General features: G+C 72.2%; 16 protein-coding genes and 1 tRNA gene. 7 read left to right on the forward strand and 10 right to left on the reverse strand.

Translation table 11 applies throughout. The annotated features are described in order from the left end of the window. Positions 1-33: 33 nt before the first annotated feature. The gene (locus XM48_RS07145) at positions 34-1044 is read left to right on the forward strand and encodes a TIGR00730 family Rossman fold protein (protein ID WP_046455148.1); all 1011 of its coding nucleotides are present in this window, start codon (positions 34-36) and stop codon (positions 1042-1044) included. 68 nt (positions 1045-1112) lie between these two features. Here XM48_RS07145 and XM48_RS07150 read toward each other — a convergent pair whose 3' ends face one another. Continuing rightward, positions 1113-3497: an excinuclease ABC subunit UvrA gene (locus XM48_RS07150; RefSeq protein ID WP_046455110.1), complete on the reverse strand. Its 2385-nt coding sequence runs from the start codon at positions 3495-3497 to the stop codon at positions 1113-1115. A gap of 63 nt (positions 3498-3560) precedes the next feature. Further along, entirely contained in the window at positions 3561-3998 is a 438-nt protein-coding gene (gene aroQ, locus XM48_RS07155; RefSeq protein WP_046455111.1) for a type II 3-dehydroquinate dehydratase, read from the reverse strand. 108 nt (positions 3999-4106) lie between these two features. Between aroQ and trmB the strand changes: the two genes are divergently transcribed. Then, on the forward strand, positions 4107-4871 hold the full coding sequence (gene trmB / locus XM48_RS07160; protein WP_046455112.1) for a tRNA (guanosine(46)-N7)-methyltransferase TrmB: 765 nt from the start codon (positions 4107-4109) through the stop codon (positions 4869-4871). Here trmB and XM48_RS07165 read toward each other — a convergent pair. Genes XM48_RS07165 through XM48_RS07175 form a run of 3 tightly spaced genes read right to left on the reverse strand, consistent with a single transcriptional unit; the run spans position 4856 to position 8372 of the window. Continuing rightward, a complete protein-coding gene (locus XM48_RS07165) occupies positions 4856-5425 on the reverse strand; it encodes a methylated-DNA--[protein]-cysteine S-methyltransferase (RefSeq protein WP_046455113.1) in 570 nt (189 codons plus the stop codon). The two genes, trmB and XM48_RS07165, sit on opposite strands and share 16 nt — an antisense overlap. After that, the gene (locus XM48_RS07170; RefSeq protein WP_046455114.1) at positions 5422-6993 is read right to left on the reverse strand and encodes a DNA-3-methyladenine glycosylase 2 family protein; all 1572 of its coding nucleotides are present in this window, start codon (positions 6991-6993) and stop codon (positions 5422-5424) included. The genes XM48_RS07165 and XM48_RS07170 overlap by 4 nt, the downstream gene beginning before the upstream one ends. After that, positions 6990-8372: a hypothetical protein gene (locus tag XM48_RS07175; protein WP_046455115.1), complete on the reverse strand. Its 1383-nt coding sequence runs from the start codon at positions 8370-8372 to the stop codon at positions 6990-6992. The genes XM48_RS07170 and XM48_RS07175 overlap by 4 nt, the downstream gene beginning before the upstream one ends. A gap of 145 nt (positions 8373-8517) precedes the next feature. On the opposite strand from XM48_RS07175, the gene XM48_RS07180 reads away from it, so the two are divergent. Then, positions 8518-9270 carry a copper homeostasis protein CutC gene (locus tag XM48_RS07180; protein ID WP_046455116.1) on the forward strand — a complete coding sequence of 251 codons (753 nt, stop codon included), beginning with the start codon at positions 8518-8520 and terminating at the stop codon, positions 9268-9270. Between the two features lie 7 nt (positions 9271-9277). Here XM48_RS07180 and XM48_RS07185 read toward each other — a convergent pair whose 3' ends face one another. After that, a complete protein-coding gene (locus tag XM48_RS07185) occupies positions 9278-9724 on the reverse strand; it encodes a YdeI/OmpD-associated family protein (RefSeq protein WP_046455117.1) in 447 nt (148 codons plus the stop codon). 43 nt (positions 9725-9767) lie between these two features. Beyond that, positions 9768-11678: a helix-turn-helix transcriptional regulator gene (locus XM48_RS18470; protein WP_046455118.1), complete on the reverse strand. Its 1911-nt coding sequence runs from the start codon at positions 11676-11678 to the stop codon at positions 9768-9770. 390 nt (positions 11679-12068) lie between these two features. Between XM48_RS18470 and XM48_RS17845 the strand changes: the two genes are divergently transcribed. Further along, complete coding sequence (locus XM48_RS17845) at positions 12069-12485, forward strand: hypothetical protein (protein WP_156174959.1); 417 nt, start codon at positions 12069-12071, stop codon at positions 12483-12485. Between the two features lie 136 nt (positions 12486-12621). Here XM48_RS17845 and XM48_RS07200 read toward each other — a convergent pair whose 3' ends face one another. Beyond that, positions 12622-13221 carry an isochorismatase family protein gene (locus tag XM48_RS07200; protein ID WP_046455120.1) on the reverse strand — a complete coding sequence of 200 codons (600 nt, stop codon included), beginning with the start codon at positions 13219-13221 and terminating at the stop codon, positions 12622-12624. 117 nt (positions 13222-13338) lie between these two features. Between XM48_RS07200 and XM48_RS07205 the strand changes: the two genes are divergently transcribed. After that, the gene (locus XM48_RS07205; protein ID WP_046455121.1) at positions 13339-14301 is read left to right on the forward strand and encodes a GlxA family transcriptional regulator; all 963 of its coding nucleotides are present in this window, start codon (positions 13339-13341) and stop codon (positions 14299-14301) included. Positions 14302-14382: 81 nt separating this feature from the next. Here the strand turns inward: XM48_RS07205 and XM48_RS07210 are convergent. Next, positions 14383-14455 (reverse strand) — tRNA-Arg (locus tag XM48_RS07210). A gap of 73 nt (positions 14456-14528) precedes the next feature. Here XM48_RS07210 and argS point away from each other — a divergent pair. Then, the gene (gene argS, locus XM48_RS07215; RefSeq protein ID WP_046455122.1) at positions 14529-16199 is read left to right on the forward strand and encodes an arginine--tRNA ligase; all 1671 of its coding nucleotides are present in this window, start codon (positions 14529-14531) and stop codon (positions 16197-16199) included. Positions 16200-16212: 13 nt separating this feature from the next. Then, entirely contained in the window at positions 16213-16989 is a 777-nt protein-coding gene (locus XM48_RS07220; protein ID WP_046455123.1) for a DUF2993 domain-containing protein, read from the forward strand. Between the two features lie 12 nt (positions 16990-17001). Here XM48_RS07220 and XM48_RS07225 read toward each other — a convergent pair whose 3' ends face one another. Then, positions 17002-18438 carry a CdaR family transcriptional regulator gene (locus XM48_RS07225; RefSeq protein WP_046455124.1) on the reverse strand — a complete coding sequence of 479 codons (1437 nt, stop codon included), beginning with the start codon at positions 18436-18438 and terminating at the stop codon, positions 17002-17004. Positions 18439-18461: the final 23 nt, after the last annotated feature.

The following is an 18461-nucleotide window of genomic DNA, read 5'->3' on the forward strand; positions in this document are numbered from 1 at the left end:
GACCCCAGGATCACCGAAGCCCTCGATGCGGCGATGGACGCGGCCGGCGTGCGCGAGCAGCGCGCGCTGGTCCGTCGGATCCTGCGAGCCGGCGTCGGTCTGGGCACGGACGGCACCGAGCGGCTCGATCTCAAGATCACGGCCGCGGCGGTGGAGGAGATGCGGGCGGCGTTCCGTCTCTTCGCGCCGTTCGTCGGAACCCCGAAGGTCACGATCTTCGGGTCGGCGCGCACTCAGGCGCAGGATCCGCTCTGGCTCGGTGCGGAGGCCGTCGCCCACGGGCTCGCCGAGCAGGGATGGATGGTCGTCACCGGTGCGGGGCCCGGGATCATGGAAGCCGCGGCGACCGGTGCGGGTCCGGAGCACTCCCTCGGCGTCTCGATCCGGCTGCCCTTCGAGGAGCAACCGAACGACCTGGTCACCCTCGACGGGCACCACGTGTCGATGAAGTACTTCTTCACCCGCAAGCTGATGCTCGTGAAGGAGTCCCTCGGCTTCGTCTGCCTGCCCGGCGGGTTCGGAACGATGGACGAGACCTTCGAACTGCTCACGCTGCAGCAGACGGGCAAGATGGTGCCGGTGCCGATCGTGCTGCTCGACCGGCCAGGCGGCACCTTCTGGCGCGGACTGGAGCGCTTCGTCACCGAGGAGCTCGCGGGCTCCGGCATGATCGCTCCCGGGGACCTCGATCGCGTGCTCATCACCGAGTCCGCGGAGGAGGCGATCGCCGAGATCACCGGCTTCTGGCGCAACTACCACTCGCTTCGCTGGGTCGGTTCGGACCTCGTGCTGCGGCTCCGCGCCGAGCCGAGCGACGCCGAGGTCGCCGAACTGAACGAGCGCTTCGGCACGATGTGCCTGTCGGGCGGTTTCGCCCGGACCGCGCCCCTCGCCGAGGAACGCGACGAACCCGAGACCGCGGCGCTGCCGCGACTCGTATTCACGCCGCAGCGCCGCGCGGTGGGCGAGCTGCACCGCCTGATCCGGGCGCTCAACCGCCTCGCGTCGGCCCCGGACGAGGCAGCGGCCCCCGAAGCAGTCTGAGCCGGCCCCGGTCCGAGCGCCCGCAGCCGAGCGCCGAGCGCCGAGGCACGAGACCCGCGAGCAGCGGCCTACGCCGAGACGTACTCGGCCAGGTGCTGGCCCGTCAGCGTGCTGCGCTGCGCGACGAGGTCGGACGGGGTCCCTTCGAAGACGACCGTGCCGCCCTCGTGACCGGCACCCGGACCGATGTCGATGATCCAGTCGGCGTGCGCCATGACCGCCTGGTGGTGCTCGATCACGATCACGCTCTTGCCTGCGTCGACCAGGCGGTCGAGCAGGCCGAGCAGCTGCTCGACGTCGGCGAGGTGCAGGCCGGTGGTCGGCTCGTCGAGCACGTAAGTGTCGGCGTCCTCGAGCATGTGGATCGCGAGCTTGAGGCGCTGGCGCTCGCCGCCGGACAGCGTGGACAGCGGCTGCCCGAGCGAGAGGTACCCGAGCCCGACGTCGACGAGGCGCTCGAGGATCTTGACGGCCTTGGGTACCTTCGACTCGGCGCGAGCGAAGAACTCGTGCGCCTCGCTCATACTGAGCGCGAGCACCTCCGCGATGTTCTTGCCGCCCTCGCTCGAGGAGCCGCCGAAGGTGTACTCGAGCACCTCGGCGTTGAACCGCTTGCCTTCGCAGACCTCGCAGGGGCTCTCCATCGTCGCCATCATGCCGAGATCGGTGAAGATCACGCCGGCGCCCTTGCACTCGGGGCAGGCGCCCTCGGAGTTGGCGCTGAACAGGGCGGGCTTGACCCCGTTGGCCTTCGCGAAGGCGGTGCGTACCGGGTCGAGGAGTCCGGTGTACGTGGCCGGGTTGGAACGGCGGGATCCCTTGATGGCGCCCTGGTCGACCGACACGATCCCGTCGCGGTTCGAGACCGAGCCGTGGATGAGCGAGCTCTTGCCCGAGCCCGCGACGCCCGTGACCACGCAGAGCAACCCGAGCGGGATGTCGACGTCGACGTCCTGCAGGTTGTGGGTCGAGGCCCCGCGCACCTCGATGGCGCCGGTGGCGGTCCGCACCGACTCCTTGATGCGGGCGCGGTCGTCGAGGTGCGTGCCGGTGAGGGTGCCCGAGGCGCGGAGCCCGTCGACGGTGCCCTCGAAGCAGACCTCGCCGCCGTTCACCCCGGCGCGCGGGCCGAGGTCGACGACGTGGTCGGCGATCGCGATCATCTCGGGCTTGTGCTCGACCACGAGCACGGTGTTGCCCTTGTCGCGGAGCTTGAGCAGCAGCGTGTTCATGCGCTGGATGTCGTGAGGGTGCAGTCCGATCGATGGCTCGTCGAAGACGTAGGTGGCGTCGGTGAGGCTGGAGCCCAGGTGGCGGATCATCTTGGTGCGCTGGGACTCGCCGCCCGACAGGCTGCCGGTCGCGCGGTCGAGCGACAGGTAGCCGAGCCCGATCTGGACGAACGACTCGAGGGTGTCGACGAGCTTCTCGATGAGCGGGGCCATGCCCGGATCCTGGACGGTGCGCACCCAGTCGAGCAGGTCGCTGATCTGCATGGCGCAGGCATCGGCGATGGACGTTCCGCCGATCTTCGACGAGCGGGCGCTCTCGTTGAGGCGGGTACCGTCGCAGGCGGGGCAGGCGTGGAACACGATCGCGCGGTCGACGAAGGCGCGGATGTGCGGCTGCATGGCCTCGCGGTCCTTCGACAGCATCGACTTCTCGATGCGGGTGATGAGGCCCTCGTAGGTGAGGTTGACGCCCTCGACCTTGACCTTGGTCGGTTCGGCGCGCAGCAGTCGGTCGAGCTCCTCGTCGCTGTAGTCCTTGATGGGCTTCGACAGGTCGAAGAGGTCGCCGAAGATGCGCCCCCACCAGCCGTCCATGCTGTAGCCCGGGATCTTGAGCGCGCCGTCGGCGAGCGACTTGTCGGCGTCGTACAGCTCGGACAGTTCGTAGTCGGAGACAGTGCCGCGGCCCTCGCAGCGCGGGCACATGCCGCCGAGCACCTGGAACTCGCGGCGCTCCTTCACCTTCTTGCCGTCCTTCTCGAAGGTGACGGCGCCGGCGCCGCTGACCGATGCGACGTTGAAGGAGAAGGCATTGGGGGAGCCGATCTGCGGCTGGCCGAGACGGGAGAAGACGATGCGGAGCATAGCGTTGACGTCGGTCGCCGTGCCGACGGTCGAGCGGGGGTTCGCGCCCATGCGCTCCTGGTCGACGAGGATCGCCGTGGTGAGCCCCTCGAGCACGTCGACATCGGGGCGCGCCTGCGACGACATGAAGCCCTGCACGAACGCGGGGTAGGTCTCGTTGATGAGGCGCTGCGACTCGGCCGCGATGGTGCCGAACACGAGCGAGCTCTTGCCGGAACCGGAGACGCCGGTGAACGCGATCAGCCGGCGCTTGGGCAGCTCGACCGAGACGTTCTTGAGGTTGTTCTCGCGGGCGCCGGAGACCCGGATCACGTCGTGGCCGTCGGCGGGGTGCGGGGGGTGTGCAGCTGCGCTCATGCCGAAAGAGTAGCGCGCACCTCCGACAGCGGGCTTCTCGATTCCTGATCGGGTGCTCGGGTGTCACCCGATGAGCGTCGCGAGCCTCCGGACGGCGAATTCGTAGCCCTGGATCCCGGCGCCCGCGATCACGAACGCCGCGATCGGCGAGACGAAGGAATGGTGTCGGAACTCCTCGCGCGCGTGCACGTTGGAGAGGTGCACCTCGGCGACGGGGAGCGCGACGGCCGAGAGCGCGTCGCGGATTGCGACGGAGGTGTGGGTGTACGCGGCCGGGTTGATGAGGATCGCGGCGCAGTCTTCGCGGGCCGACTGGATCGCGTCGACGAGCTCGCCCTCGTGGTTGCTCTGCACGGCCCGCACTTCGAGGCCGAGCTCCGCACCGACGGACGAGACGAGCGCCTCGATGCCGGCCAGGGTGTCGTGCCCGTAGACCTCGGGCTCGCGGGTGCCGAGCAGATTCAGGTTCGGCCCGTTCACCAGCAGGATCCGCTTCGACATGCTCGCTCCGTCTCGGGAGCCGTTCCGATGCCGCTCGATCGCGGGCCGCGCTCCTGCCCCCATCGTATCGTCGCGGCCGCTCGGCGCCCGCTGCGCTACCGTTGTCGGGTGAGCGAGACCCCGAACGAGACCCCGCAGCAGCCCCTCCCGGCGAAGAGCTTCGACCCCCGGACCTTCCGCGAGAAGCCGGTCTCCTTCGTGCGCCGCGGCCGCATGACCCCGTCGCAGGAGCGCGCGTGGGACGAGCTCGGCCCGCGGTTCCTGGTCGAGCTGCCCCGCGATCACGCGGTGACGAGCATCGCGAAGGACGCGAGCCTCGATCCCGCGGCCGTCTACGGGCGCACGGCGCCGCTGACCGTCGAGGTCGGTTCGGGACAGGGGCACGCGATCGTGCACGCGGCGTCCGAGCACCGGGATCGCGACTACCTCGCGATCGAGGTGTTCCAGGCCGGTCTCGCGCGCACGATGATCCGCGCCGAGTGGGCCGACACGACGAACCTGAAGCTGGTCGAGGCGAACGCCCCCGAGGTGCTCGAGCACGCCCTGCCCGCGGGCTCGGTCGACGAGATCTGGGTGTTCTTCCCGGACCCGTGGCACAAGGCCCGGCACAACAAGCGCCGTCTGATCTCCGAGGACTTCATGCGGATCGCCGCGCGGGCGCTGCGCCCCGGCGGCCTGCTGCGCCTCGCCACCGACTGGCAGGACTACGCCGAGCAGATGCGCGAGGTCGGCGACGCCGCCTCCGCCGCCTTCGAGCGCGCGTTCGACGGCGACTGGGCGCCCCGCTTCGACGGGCGGGTGCTCACCGCGTTCGAGCAGAAGGGGATCGACAAAGGTCGCGAGATCCGCGACCTCGCCTACCGCCTGCGCTGAGCCCGCGCGGCCGAGGGCGTCAGCGCGCCCTCGTGCTGCAGCAGTCGCCGTTTGAGGTCCACCCCGAACAGGTAGCCGCCGGCGCCGCCGTCCCGGCGGAGGATCCGGTGGCAGGGGACGATGAGCGCGATGAGGTTGGTGGCGCAGGCCGACGCGGCCGCGCGCACGGCATCCGGCCGCCCGGCTCGTTCGGCGAGGCCGGTGTAGGTGACATGCTCCCCGGCGGCGACCTCGCGCAGCGCGCGCCGGACGCCGCCGCGGAACTCCGTCTCGGGCTGGGACACCGGGATTCCGTCGATCGCATCGAGCCGACCCGCCGCATAGGCGCGCAGGGCCTCGGCGATCGGATGCTCGTCGTCGGGCCGGGGCTCGAGCCCGCGGCTCGCGAGCTCGGGCGAGCCCGCGGCGAGCCGATCCCGGAGGAACCGGTGGCCGGGATCGAACTCGGTGTCGAAACCGCCGGCGCGGACGACGCCGTCCTCGGGCGTCCAGATCGCCCGGAACGGGCTTCCGGCGATCATGACGGTGGCGTGGGAGAGCGGTGCGGCGGTCATGCCGGATCCTTCCGGGTCGGTGTCGCGGTCGATTCGAGGAAGCCGGCCCAGAGCAGTTGCGCCGCGTACCCGCGGAACGGTCGCCAGCCCTCAGCGCGCCGAACCGCCGCGCGCGCCGTCCCCACCCCGAGCGCCCGGTGCAGGATCAAGTCGCCGGCGGGGTAGGCGTCCGGATCCCCGAGCCCCCGCAGCGCGATGAGCTCCGCCGTCCACGGGCCGATGCCGCGGAGCTCGAGCAGGCGGACCCGTGCTTCGGCGCGGTCGGCACCCGGACCCAGGTCGAGGCCGCCCGCGATCGCGGCGGCGAGCGTCCGGAGCGTCTCCGCCCGGCTGCGCATGATCCCGAGCGCGGCGCGCAGCTCCTCGAGCGGGGTATCGGCGATCCGCGCGGGATCCGGTGCGCCGAGGAACCCGTCGGCTCGGGCGAGCGGCCGTTCGTCCGGACTCGCGAAGGCGGAGGCGAGGCGACCCTGCACCGTCCGCGCCGCGGCGAGCGAGATCTGCTGCCCGAGCACCACTCCGAGCGCGAACTCGGCGGGAGTGCGTGCGCCGGGCGACCGGAGTCCCGGTCGGGCCGCGATCAGGGGCGCGAGCAGCGGGTCCTCCGAGAACGCGCCGCCCAGCTGGCCGGGATCGGCGTCGAGGTCGAGCAGGCGGCGCAGGTTCTCGATCGCCGGGAGCGTGTCGGCGAGGGAGGGCAGTTCGAGCCCGACCGGGATCGCGACGGATCCGTCCCCGGCCGCGGCGATCCGGCCCCAGTCGACGCGGGCGACGGCCGTGCCGCCGGGCGCATCGATCGCGTGGCGCGTCGGTTCCGAAGGATCGGACGGGACCTCGTCGCGACCGGGCACCGCGTGCGCGGCGAGGTACGCGCGCACTGGGGCCGCCGCGAACGGCGCTCGCGTGCGGAGCCTGAGCGCGAGCGCGGGGCGCTCGTCGGAGGTCGCCGTGCCGGAACCCCGCGCAGCCCGTGCGCGAGCGGAGTCCCGGACGAGCGACGACGGCGCCACGCCGAACTCCTCGCGCATGGTGTCCCCGAACTGACGGACGCTGCCGAATCCCGCGGCGAACGCGATGTCGGCGAGCGGCAGATCGGTCTGCTCGATGAGCGCCCGCGCCGCGTGCGCCCGGCGGGTGCGCGCGAGCTGCAGCGGACCCGCACCGATCTCCTCGACGAGGATCCGGCGGAGGTGCCGCTCGCTCACGGCGAGCTCGGACGCGAGACCGGGCACTCCCGCCTCGTCGACGGCGCCGTCCCGGATCCGGCGGACCGCCCGGGCCGCGAGGTCGCCCCGGGCGTTCCAGTCGGGGGAGCCCGGGATCGTGTCGGGGCGGCACCGCTTGCACGCGCGGAACCCCGCGGCCACGCACGCGGCGGCGCTGGGGAAGAACCGGCAGTTCTCGGGTTTCGGCTTGCGCGCCGGGCACGAGGGGCGGCAGTAGATGCCCGTGCTGGTCACGCCGAGGTAGAGCCTGCCGTCCCAGCGCGCATCGCGCCCGGAGATCGCGCGATAGCTCGCGGCGAAGTCGAGGCCCAGGGCGGGGTGGGTCCGGGCGTCGCTCGTCATTCCTCCATTGTGGCGGCGGCCGGGGCTCCCGACTCGCGGTTTTCGGACATCTCGGTGGGGGTCGGACGATCACCGGGTTGCCGCAGCAGCTCCACCACCAGGGCAGTGGCCAGGACGGCGACCAGGGTCCAGACCACGCCCGCGAACGAAGCGGGCCTGCTGAGGAACACGAGGAGTACGCCCAGCGCCGCGACGAGGGACAAGATCGCGGGACGCCGCCGCTCGACCGCCCGGCCGAAGCCGCGGGGATCGAGCCCGGCACGGTCGCGCACAGCCCGCAGCGCGCCGAACCCCGTGGCGCCCGCCGAGCGTGCGGCGACCGCGATGCGGGATCCACCGGAGATCCAGGCGCCCGCCGCGATGCAGATCGCGAGCGCCACCAGCGCCAGCAGAGAGGATCGCATGACGAGGGTGAGCTGCTCGAACAGCGCATCGGCCGTGGCCGCCGGCATGATCGAGGGGCTCACGGATCCGATGAAGAACTGCCTGCCGATACCGAGGCCCGACACGAGCAGCAGCAGCGACGCCGCGAGCGCGGCTCCGGCCCACGCGATGGCGCGCAGGCGGCCCCGGGCCACGAGCACCCCGAGCGCGAGCAGGCCCAGCGAGAGCCAGGGGAGCCAGGTGCCCGCCGCGGTCGCGAGCTGGTAGACGATGCGGACGAGCGCGAGCGAGTCGGAGGCCGCGAGCGGGATGCTGCGGTGGACCTCAGGAATGGCCGAGGCGAACCCGAATCCCTGCTGCTGGAGCGAGCGCTTGACCTCGGCGACGACGGAGTCGAGCTGCAGCGAGAGCGTACCGTCGTCGCCGAGCCGGACGGCGCTCGACGGATCGTCCTGGATCACCGCGATGGCCCGGCTGTGGGTCTCGCGGAGCGCGGTCGACCACACCCGGGCGAACTCGGGCGAACGCACGACGCGGTCGACCGCCGTGGAGATGAGCGACTCGACCCCCGCGACCGCGGGGGCCTTGAGCAGCGGGAGCGCGGCCTTGGCCTTGGGCGGCAGGTCCAGCTGTTCGACGCCGCCGAGCAGATCGCCGACGAGCCCCTCGACATCGACGTGCTGCGCGATCGCCTGCTCGGCCTGCGCCGAGATGTAGTCCTGCACCGCGGGGCGGGTGACGACCGGGGCGAAGGTCTCGACGAAGCGATCCGTGTCGACGAGCTCGGCGCGCGCCCAACTCCCGATGACGGCGACCGGGGCGAGGAGCGCTCCGATGGCGATGAGCGCGATCGCGCCGACCGCGCGCAGCCGACCGCGCTTCGAACCGACGCGATCGGACCCGCCGCCGTTCCCGGCGGCCTCGAGCTCGCGATTGCGACTCTCGAGCGCGGCGACGCGTTCGCGCAGGGCATCCACTTCGCGGGGTTCGTTCATCGGTGATCCTTCCCTGGAGCGGTGCACACCGCACGGGTCCATATTGGCAGCGCGCAGCGGCCTGCGGGGCGATGCGTCACCCGGAAGCCACTCGCGGGCGCGCCCGGGCTCCGGGACCGCCCGTCCGACCTCCTAGGCTGGTCGGATGAACACAGCAGCGGAGACGCCCGCATCGGACCGGCTGACGGTCGAGATCGTCGCGCAGGACCTCGACGGCGTGCGGATCGCCCTCGCCGAGGGCGCGGACCGCGTGGAGCTCTGCACCGCGCTCGTGACGGGAGGCCTGACGCCGAGCGCCGCGCTGATCGAATCGGCGGCCGGGCTCGCGCGCGACGCCGGACGCGAGGGCTTCGTGCACGTCCTGATCCGCTCCCGTCCCGGCGACTTCGTCTACAGCCCGGAGGAGCTCGAACTCATGCGCCGGGATGCCGCGCACGCGATCCGCCTCGGCGCGTCCGGTGCCGTCGTCGGCGCGCTCGACCGGTCCGGCGCGATCGATCTCCCGGCCGTCGCGGCATTCCGCGATGCCGTGGGTGCGGCCGAGGTCACCTTCCACCGCGCGCTCGACCTGAGCACCGATCCGGTGGCCGCGCTCGCGGACCTCGCCGAGCTCGGCGTCGCGCGCGTGCTGACCTCGGGCGGAGCGGCGCGCGTCTCGGAGGGCATGCCCGTGCTGCGGGCGCTCGCCGCCGCGGGAACCGGCGTGCAGATCATGGCGGGCGGGGGAGCGACTCCGGGCGACGCGGACGCGCTGCGCGCGGTCGGTGCGGACGCGCTGCACCTGTCCGCCCGACGCACTCTGATGGGCGGGCCGACCGGGCCCGGCGGCGGCGACTCGTCCTACGACGCGACCGACGCGGGGATCGTGCGGGCCGCGGTCGCCGCGGCGCGCGCCTGATCCCGGATCAGATCCCGGCCCGCAGCCGCTCGACGATCGCGAGGATCCGTCGCTCGCGCGTCTCCTCCCGCTTCGCGTCGGCGACGGCGCGGGCGTCCTCCTTGCGCGCGGTGAACGACTGAGCCTCGAACCGGGTCCGGACGAGGGGATCCGCGTCGAGCGCCGCGGCGAGCTCCGCGGGGACCTCGACCTCGCGCGGCGCCTCGTCGAGGTCGATGCGCGCCTCGACCGCGTCGCCGATCTCGACGCCGAGCTCCGCGCGGTTCGCCTTCGAGATGCCGATGAGGTTCTGCCCGCCCATCACGCCGAGGCGGAGGGGGACGGAGGCGGTTCCGATGGTGACGCGCACGGCGGCGCGCTTGCCGCCGCCGAGCTCGGCGACCTGCGCATCGCTGAGCACGATGGCGGTCGCGGGACCGTGCGGGGCGAGGACGGTGCGGACTGTGAGGGTCATCGCTTCAGTATGCTCCTCGGCCGGGCTCCGCGGGAGAGCCCGCTCATCCGGCGGCCTCCTCGTCGTCCCAGCGTGTCGCGTCGAGCGCATCGGCCACGGACTCCCGCGATCCGACGCCGAGCTTCATGAGGATCCGAGCGACGTGGGTCTCGACCGTGCGTCGGGAGTTCTGCAACCGCTTCGCGATCTGGGCGTTGCTGTAGCCGAGGGAGACGAGCTCCGCGACGTGCTGCTCGCGGACCGTGAGCGCGGGGTGCCTGGGGGAGGGCAGGAACAGGCCGCGCCGGGCGAGCCGCCTCGCGGTGTCTCCCGCGTTCTCCCGTCCGGGGGTGCGCAGCTGGTCGATGTGCAGCGCCAGCAGGGGCGCGATGGGGGCGGCGAGGGACGAACCGAGTTCTCGAGCCCGAGCGAGCTGCTCCGGTGCGAGCGGCGGTCCTCCGCAGAGCTGGATCGCGTGCAGGGCGCGGAGCTCCATGAGTCCGAACCCGTATTCGCGGGCTCGCAGCGCGATCGCCTCGGCTTCTCCGCGCTCGGTGCCGTCGGGCGCCCAGAGCCGTGCGAGCAGCAGGTGGTACCGGCTCGGGACGTCGAGCAGCCGACTCGTCCCCGTGGTCCATCCGGCGATGGTGGCACGGGTGACCCGCGCACCGTCGAGGTCTCCGCTCGCCGACTGGGCGAGCGCGAGTGAGGCGAGCAGCAGCCCCTCCGAACCGGTGCCCGTGAAATCGTCCAGCTCCGAGCACGCGATCGCGAGGTGCTCGGATGCGCCTACCCAGTCGCCCTGCATGAGCGCCAGCAGGCCCCGCCCGAACGAGACGATCGTCTCCCGGAGGCGCGGACCGCCGGCGCCTCGGGCGATCGCCTGATCCATCACTCCGTAGATGAACGCCGCTTCGCGACTGTGCCCGGCGAACACGTCGACGAGGCACCATACTCCGATGATCTCGCCCGCGGCGAGCGGATAGTCGGCGGCGGCCTGCACGGCGTACCGGAGCTGCTGCCGAGCGATCTGGCGTGCCTGCCGGGTCTCGCCCCGCTGGCCGTGCAGCAGGATCGAGGTCGGGGCGAAGGGGAGGAACCCGGGGGTGCCCTGCGTAGCCTCGGAGAGGCGCCGCTCGAGCTCGGCGGCCGTGACCATCTCGCCGCCGTAGCAGAGCGCGATGCCGCGCTGCGCCTCGACCCGGATCGCGGCGGCCGCCGCCGCTGCGGTCGGGCCCTCTGCTCCGAGCCGATCCGCCCAGCCGAGCGCGGCGACCGCCTCCTCCCAGCGCCCGACCATCAGTACCGCGGCGTCGGCGAAGGCGATGGCGAGGTCCGCGGCCAGGCGGGTGCGTTCTGCGCTCGCGGGCATCGCTTCGATGAGGGTGCGCGCGGACACCTCGTCGGCGGCGACGGCATCGGGGTCGCCGAGGGAACGGAAGGCCTCGAGCCGATTGACCAGCGCATCGATCCGGAGCGCCGGTTCGAGGCCGCGGCGCCGGAGCAGGGCCGACGCGATGCGCACTCTGAACCCGTGGTCGACGAGCGGACGGGCGAAGCGGAACGCGGGTTCGAGGAGTTCGAGCGGAACCTCGCGCTCGCCGTGCAGGCCCCAGTCGACGACCGTCAGCAGATCCCCGGTCGGGATCGTTCCGCCGCCGGTGGTGCGTTCGAGGTCCTGCTCGAGGAGCGGTTCGACGGCCCGATCGTAGAGCGTGCGGTACTGCTCCCGCATCCGGATCGGATTGAGCATCGTCTCGGCGGTCTCGCCGTAGATCGGGTGGGCGAGCTCCAGTACGGGTCTGCCGTCGGCCCGGTAGACGATCCGCACGACCTCCTTCTCCAGCAGCCGTTCGAGGGCGTCGGGCGAGATCGAATCGTCGAGCAGGTGGAGCGGCGCCGGGGAGCAGAGGGCCGTCGTCTCGAACGCCCTACGTTCGTCCGCCGGAAGCCGGGTGATCTCGGCGCGCAGCACATCGTGCAGGGAGGTGCCGACCGGGAGCGAACCGGGCCAGGTCCGGAGGCCGTGCCTTCCTCGAAGGCGCCGGACCGGTCGAGCGCGCCGATGAGTTCGGCGAGGAAGAGCGGATTGCCACCGGTCGACTGGTGCAGGTGCCGGATCGTGTCCGGTGCGAAGGGCTTCCCGGGGAGCATCGCGGTCGAGAACTCCGCGGTCTCCGGCCGAGTCAGCTCGGGCACCTCGATCCGCTGCAGCTCGCCATCGCGCCAGGCGCGGGCGAACAGGGCGGAGGGACCCGGGGCGCTGCGGCAGGTGAGGAGCACGCGGACGTCGGGGAGCGCCAGCAGCAGATCGGTGACGGCCTCGCTCATCGGGTCGAGCTGGGGCGTGTCGTCGATGAGGACGATGAGCGGCACCCCCTTCGCGCCTCCCGTGCAGGCGCGCACGAGCGACCGCGCGACCTCTTCCGGGGTGTCGCCGGCCGGGCCGCGCAGCGAGCGCAGGGCCGGCGCGAAGACGGCGAGCGGCGTGCGCTGCGTCGCGCTCGTCGCCCCGAATCGTGCGATGCGGGTATTCGGGCGATCTTCGAGGAAGCCGAGCGCGGCTTCTCTCGCGAGGCGGGTCTTCCCGGAACCGGCGGTGCCCACCAGGATCGCGCTCGCCCCGTCGGGTTCGAGCGCGGCCCGGGCATCGGCCAGCAGCGCGCTGCGTCCCCAGAACGGTGCCGAGTGCGGCGAGGTCGGGACGGGCACGGGTTCTGCTGAGGATCCGACCTCGCGCCCGCCCGCGTTCTCCGACACCATCGCCGCACCACCTGCCTGAGGATCCGGCGGGCCTCGCTGCCCTGCGGATCGACAGCCTCATGCTACTTCTGAAACATGACGATTCATGTGAATCGTTGAGCGTCCGTGACCCCCGCGCGGAGGTCGCCCCCACGGAAGGGCGATGCGGGCCCCGGTCAGGCCGGGCGCAGGTCGTCCGCGCTCGGCACCACCACCGCGTAGAGGTCCCCGATCGTGGCGAGCGCCGAGCGGTGGAGCTGCTCCGCGGGCACGTCGCCGTACGGCGTCGGCAGCGAGCGGGTCGCGGTCGCGTCCGCCACCACGGTCGGGCTGTTGCCGCGCAGGAACGCGCCCTCGGCGGTGAACGTGACGCACATGTGGGTCATGAACCCCGCGATGACGACCTCCTCGTGACCCGCGGCGTCGACCAGATCTCCGAGCTCCGTGCCGACGAAGGCGTTCGGCGCGTGCTTCACGACGGTCGGCTCGCCGTCGACGGGGACGACGGCGGAGTGGATCGCGCCGATCTCGTTGCGGATGTCGTAGGGGGTTCCGGGCCCGTCGTCGTGCACGACGTGGATCACGGTCGCCCCGGCGGCCCGAGCACGGGCCAGCAGTTCGGCGGCCGCTTCGAGCGCCGGCGCCCAGCCCTCGAGCTCCATCACTCCGGTCGTGTAGGTGTTCTGGAAGTCGACGAGGATCAGGGTGGCTTCGGCGAGCGATGCGGGCTGCTGGGGGAGTCCGCTGAGCGAGCGGAGTGTGGCGGAGACGGTCATGGCCGGCCTTTCGTTGGGATCGGGGTGCTGCAGTCCAGTATTCGTGAGCTGAAATAGCATGAACAGGTGAAATCGGGTCACTTCGCGCAGGAAGCGGCCGAACCGCTGAGGAGTCGTATGCCCGCACCGTCGGTCGCCGTCATCGCATTCGACGGCATCAGTCCCTTCCACCTCTCGGTGCCCTCGCTCGTGCTCGGACCCGAGAACCCTCCGGGCGAGGCGGAGCCCTGGCCCATCGAGATCTGCGCGGGACGCCCCGGATCGCTGCGGACTTCCGCCGGGTACGAGATCGTCGTCCCGCGCGGACTCGACGCGACGGAGACCGCCGACATCGTCATCGTTCCCTGGTGGAGCGATCCCGCGACGCCCGCACCTGCGCCGGTCGTCTCCGCGATCCGCGCAGCGCACCTGCGCGGCGCCACGATCGTGGGCCTGTGCCTCGGCGTGTTCCCGGTCGCCGATGCCGGAGTCCTCGACGGCAGGGGCGCCACCACGCACTGGAAGTGGATCGAGACCTTCCGGCGACGGTTCCCCGAGGTCCGGCTCGATCCGGCTGCGCTCTACGTCGATGCGGGTGCCGTGCTGACCGGTGCGGGAGCCAGCGCGGGCATCGACACCTGCCTCCACCTGCTCGCCTCGCGGATCGGGCAGAGCGCCGCGAACCGGGTCGCGCGCCGCATCGTCGCGTCGCCGCACCGCCGAGGCGGGCAGGCGCAGTTCATCGAACAGCCCGCGGTATCGGAATCGGACGACCCGGTGGGGCGCGCCTGCGAGTGGGCGCTCGCGCACCTCGACGGCTCCCTCCCGATCGACGAGCTCGCGGCGCGCGCGCACCTGAGCCGGAGCACCTTCACCCGGGCCTTCCGCCGCAGGACCGGCAGCTCGGTCGCCCGATGGGTGACTCAGCAGCGGGTGTCTCGGGCGCGCGAGCTCCTCGAGCGCACCGACCTCGCGGTCGAAGCGATCGCCGATGCCTGCGGGTTCAGCGGGGCCGCGATCCTGCGCGAGCACTTCCGCGCCGAACTCGGCACGACCCCGGCGAGCTACCGCGAGGCGTTCCGTGCGGGCGCGCTGAACTGAGGATTCGGGCAATCGCTGCGGGAGAATACGAAAAAGCCGGGTCGGTCCGCATTTCTGCGGGCCGACCCGGCTGATGTTTCGTGCCCCCGGAGAGATTCGAACTCCCGACCTACGGTACCGGAAACCGGCGCTCTATCCCCTGAGCTACGGAGGCGACTCCGCAAGCCTAGCGCACTTCTCGGGGCCCGCGCGCGCCGGTCGCCCGGCGGCCGGTAGGATCGGTGCTTGTGACGCCACAGGAACTTGCCACCGCCATCGCCCGGATCCTCACCGACCTCATCGCCGCGCGCGGCGTCGAGGTCCCGGTGACCGACGCGGACACGCAGGTGGAGCGACCGAAGAGCCGAGAGCACGGCGACTGGGCGTCGAACGCCGCGATGAAGTTCGCGAAGCGGATCGGCACCAACCCGCGCGAGCTCGCGACGGAGATCGCGCAGCGCATCTCCGAGATCGACGGCGTGGCCGCGGCCGATATCGCGGGCCCCGGTTTCATCAACATCACTCTCGATGCCGCGAGCGCGGGCGAGACCGCCCGCCGGGTCGTCGAGCAGGGCGAGGCCTACGGGCACGGCGACGCGCTCGCCGGGCAGAAGATCAACCTCGAGTTCGTGAGCGCGAACCCGACCGGTCCGCTGCACCTGGGGCACACCCGCTGGGCGGCGCTCGGCGACTCGATCTCGCGCGTGCTCCGCGCCGCGGGCGCCGAGGTCACGAACGAGTACTACATCAACGACGCCGGCGCGCAGATGAACAAGTTCGGCCGCTCGGTGCTGGCCGCCGCGCTCGGCGAGCCCGCACCCGAGGACGCCTACCCGGGTGCCTACATCCAGTCGCTCGGCGCGCACGTGCTCGCCCAGCAGCCCGATCTCGCCGAGATCGCCGCGCAGGATCGCGACCGCGCGCTCGAGCTCGCGCAGGAGATCGGCTACCAGCAGCAGCTCACCGAGATCAAGGATTCGCTGGAGCGCTTCAACGTGCACTTCGACGTGTTCTTCTCGGAGCGCTCGCTGCACGCGCCGGGCGAGAACGGTGAGAAGAGCCCCATCGACGCGGCGGTCGACCGCCTGCGCGAGCAGGGCCACGTCTTCGAGGCGGACGACGCGATCTGGGTGCGCACGACCGACTTCGGCGACGACAAGGATCGCGTGTTCACCCGCGGCAACGGGATCTACACCTACTTCGCGGCCGACGCGGCCTACTACCTGACGAAGAAGGATCGCGGCTTCGGCGAGAAGATCTACCTGCTCGGTGCCGACCACCACGGCTACATCGGCCGCCTGACGGCGATCGCCGGTGCTGCCGGCGACGACATCGAGACCGACATTACGGTACTCATCGGCCAGCTCGTCAACCTCAACGGCGCCCGCCTGTCGAAGCGCGCCGGCAACATCGTCGAGCTCGACGACCTGCTCGAGTGGCTCGGCTCCGACGCGCTGCGCTACTGGCTCGCCCGCTACCCTGCGGACTCGCCGCTCGCGCTCGACGGCGAGAAGCTGCGCAGCCGCACGAACGACAACCCGGTCTTCTACGTGCAGTACGCGCACGCCCGCACCTGCGCGGTCGACCGCAACGCGGCCGCCGCGGGGATCGACCGCAGCGCCTTCGCGCCCGAGCTGCTCACGCACCAGACCGAGACCGAGCTGCTCGGCAAGCTGCAGGAGTACCCGGGGATCGTGGCCGGCGCCGCGGAGCTGCGCGAGCCGCACCGCATCGCCCGCTACCTCGAGGAGCTCGCGGCGGCGTTCCATCGCTGGTACGACAACTGCCGCGTGATCCCGCTGGGCGACGCCCCGGTGGAGGACCTGCACCGCACGCGCCTGTGGCTGAACGACGCCGCGGGCCAGGTGCTGCGCAACGGTCTCGACCTGATCGGCGTCTCGGCGCCCGAGCGCCTCTGATCGGCACGGCACGATGACGGAGCAGCGGGAGCGCCGACCGCGCTGGTGGCTGAGGATCCTCTGGATCGTCGTCATCCTCGCGGTGCTCGCGGGCGCGGGCGAGATCGCGCTGCGCGCGATCCTGCCCGGGATGATCTCGACCGCGGTGCGTCAACCGCTCGAGCTGTCGAGCGATCACCCGGTCGACGTGCAGCTCGACGGTTCGGTGCTGCTGCACACGATCACGGGCAAGCTGGGCGACGTCACCGTCACCGTGCCGGACGCCCCGCTCGTCGAGGGCCTGCAGGGCGACCTCACGGTGCACGCGGACTCCGCGCCGTTCAGCCTCATCTCCGGCTCCGGCGAGGTGCAGGGGGCCACGGCGTCGATCACGGTGCCGAAGGACAAGATCGACCAGACCATCTCGCTACTCACGAAGGGCATCGCGCAGACGGGCACGGTGCGCGAGGGCGCGATCGACGTCGGCCGCAGCATGGAGATCTTCGGGCAGAAGGTGTCGCTCTCGGCGACGCTGAAGCTCGGGGTCGAGAAGGGCGACGTGAAGATCACCCCCGAGGGCGTCAAGGCCGCCGGTTTCGACCTCACCGCGAAGCAGATCGAGTCGTTCGGAGGACCCGCCGTGCGCGCGCTGACCCAGCCGCAGACGGTCTGCGTGCGCGACCAGCTGCCGCGTGGGATCGAGCTGACCGGCATCCAGCTGTCGTCGACCGGATCGGTGCGCGTCGACGCGAAGATCTCGCCGACCCTCGTCAGCGATCCGAAGCAGCGCGAGAAGGGCAGCTGCGGCTGACCCGAGTCCCGCTCAGCGGTCGAGCGCGCGCAGCGCGATCCAGGCGGTCGCGCGGTCGTCAGCGTGCTCCATCGAGAGCCCGGTCAGCTCCTCGACCCGGCGCAGGCGCGAGACGAGGGTCTGCCGGTGGATGCCCAGCAGCTCCGCGCTCGCCCGGTGGCGACCGTTCTCGGCGAGGAACACCCGCAGCGCCTCGGTGAGCTCGCCGTGCGCACCGGTCGCGTCGCGCAGCGGATCGAGCGCGCGGGCGAGCTCCGCCCGCGGTTCGGCGGCGAGGGATCCGAGCACCAGCTCCACCGAGGCGAGCCTGGCGTAGTGCACCACCGTGCGCGATTCGTCGAGCGCGGTGTCGAGCGCCTGGCCCGCCTGCGCGGCGCCGCGGGCGAGCGCGTCGGCGGGGGACGGGGTGCCGATGCCGAGGTGCAGGCGCTGCCCCGAGACCGGCGTGAGCTCGTCGACCCGCTTCGCGAGCTCGTCGATGAGGTCGTCGCGCACGAAGCCGAGCACGCGACCCTGCGACGCGGCGAAGACGTGCTCGGCTCCGAGCTCGTCGAACCAGCGGCGCAGCAGGCGCTCGGCGTCGATCGTGCGGGTGCGGGCGCCGAGCGCGAAGGCGGTGAGGCTGCGGTCGTGCACGCCCCAGCGGCGCAGCAGTTCGAGCGCGGGTGCGCCGCCGTCGATGATCGTGCGCATGAGCGACTCGCGGCCGAGGTGCTCGGTGACCGAGGGGTCGTGAGAGCGGAGCAGCAGGTCGAACAGGGCGGCGGCGAGCGACGCCAGATCGCGCGAGCGGCTCACCGTGCCGGATCTGGTGGAGATCACGAGGTATCCGGCAAGGTCGCGGTCGGAGCCGACCTGGTGCAGCTGCAGGCCTTCGTGCCGCACGCGGACGGGGCGTCCGAGCGCGACCGCGGTCGCATCGGAGACATGCAGGCGACCCGCACCGGCGCTCGTGATCAGCTGCCCCTGCGCGTCGAGCAGGACCGCCCAGCCGTCGATGCGGTGCGCGAGCTCGGCGATCGCCGCGGTCGAGCCTCCCCGCCGGGCTGCCTGGGTGAGCACCTTCATGCCTGCGGCGACGAGTCGGTCCGATGCAGCCAGGTCGTCGGCGAGCAGCGCGGCGAGCGTCGCGTGCAGGGCGACACCGCCGAGCGCGCAGCCGAGGATCGCGGTGGTGCCGTGCGCTGCGAGTCGTTCGCGCAGTGCCGGATCGTCGGCATCGGTCACGAGGACGGCCCGCGAGAGGGCATCGGCCTCCGGCCCGCCGGCGTCCAGCCGGTCGAGGAGCGCCGTGGGATCGCCCGTCACGAGCGTCGCGTAGGCGGGATGCCCGACCACGACGACCTCGTCGAACCGCGCGACGCCGTCGACCGGGGTGCGCTCGGACAGCCGCTGCGAGAGGCAGCTGCCGTCGACGGCGCGGGCGATGGCTGACAGGGTGAGAGGCACGCCTCGAATGTACCAAACGTCGA

It is taken from the genome of Leucobacter sp. Ag1 (genome assembly GCF_000980875.1).
In the GTDB taxonomy this organism is placed as follows: domain Bacteria; phylum Actinomycetota; class Actinomycetes; order Actinomycetales; family Microbacteriaceae; genus Leucobacter; species Leucobacter iarius.

Bases quoted from the DNA above. Each gene is read 5' to 3' on its own strand.
- XM48_RS07145 (WP_046455148.1), top strand. From the start codon at position 34: ATGGACGCGGCCGGCGTGCGCGAGCAGCGCGCGCTGGTCCGTCGGATC.
- XM48_RS07150 (WP_046455110.1), bottom strand. From the start codon at position 3,497: ATGAGCGCAGCTGCACACCCCCCGCACCCCGCCGACGGCCACGACGTG.
- aroQ (WP_046455111.1), bottom strand. From the start codon at position 3,998: ATGTCGAAGCGGATCCTGCTGGTGAACGGGCCGAACCTGAATCTGCTC.
- XM48_RS07165 (WP_046455113.1), bottom strand. From the start codon at position 5,425: ATGACCGCCGCACCGCTCTCCCACGCCACCGTCATGATCGCCGGAAGC.
- XM48_RS07170 (WP_046455114.1), bottom strand. From the start codon at position 6,993: ATGACGAGCGACGCCCGGACCCACCCCGCCCTGGGCCTCGACTTCGCC.
- XM48_RS07175 (WP_046455115.1), bottom strand. From the start codon at position 8,372: ATGAACGAACCCCGCGAAGTGGATGCCCTGCGCGAACGCGTCGCCGCG.
- XM48_RS07180 (WP_046455116.1), top strand. From the start codon at position 8,518: ATGAACACAGCAGCGGAGACGCCCGCATCGGACCGGCTGACGGTCGAG.
- XM48_RS07185 (WP_046455117.1), bottom strand. From the start codon at position 9,724: ATGACCCTCACAGTCCGCACCGTCCTCGCCCCGCACGGTCCCGCGACC.
- XM48_RS17845 (WP_156174959.1), top strand. From the start codon at position 12,069: ATGAGCGGCACCCCCTTCGCGCCTCCCGTGCAGGCGCGCACGAGCGAC.
- XM48_RS07200 (WP_046455120.1), bottom strand. From the start codon at position 13,221: ATGACCGTCTCCGCCACACTCCGCTCGCTCAGCGGACTCCCCCAGCAG.
- XM48_RS07205 (WP_046455121.1), top strand. From the start codon at position 13,339: ATGCCCGCACCGTCGGTCGCCGTCATCGCATTCGACGGCATCAGTCCC.
- XM48_RS07220 (WP_046455123.1), top strand. From the start codon at position 16,213: ATGACGGAGCAGCGGGAGCGCCGACCGCGCTGGTGGCTGAGGATCCTC.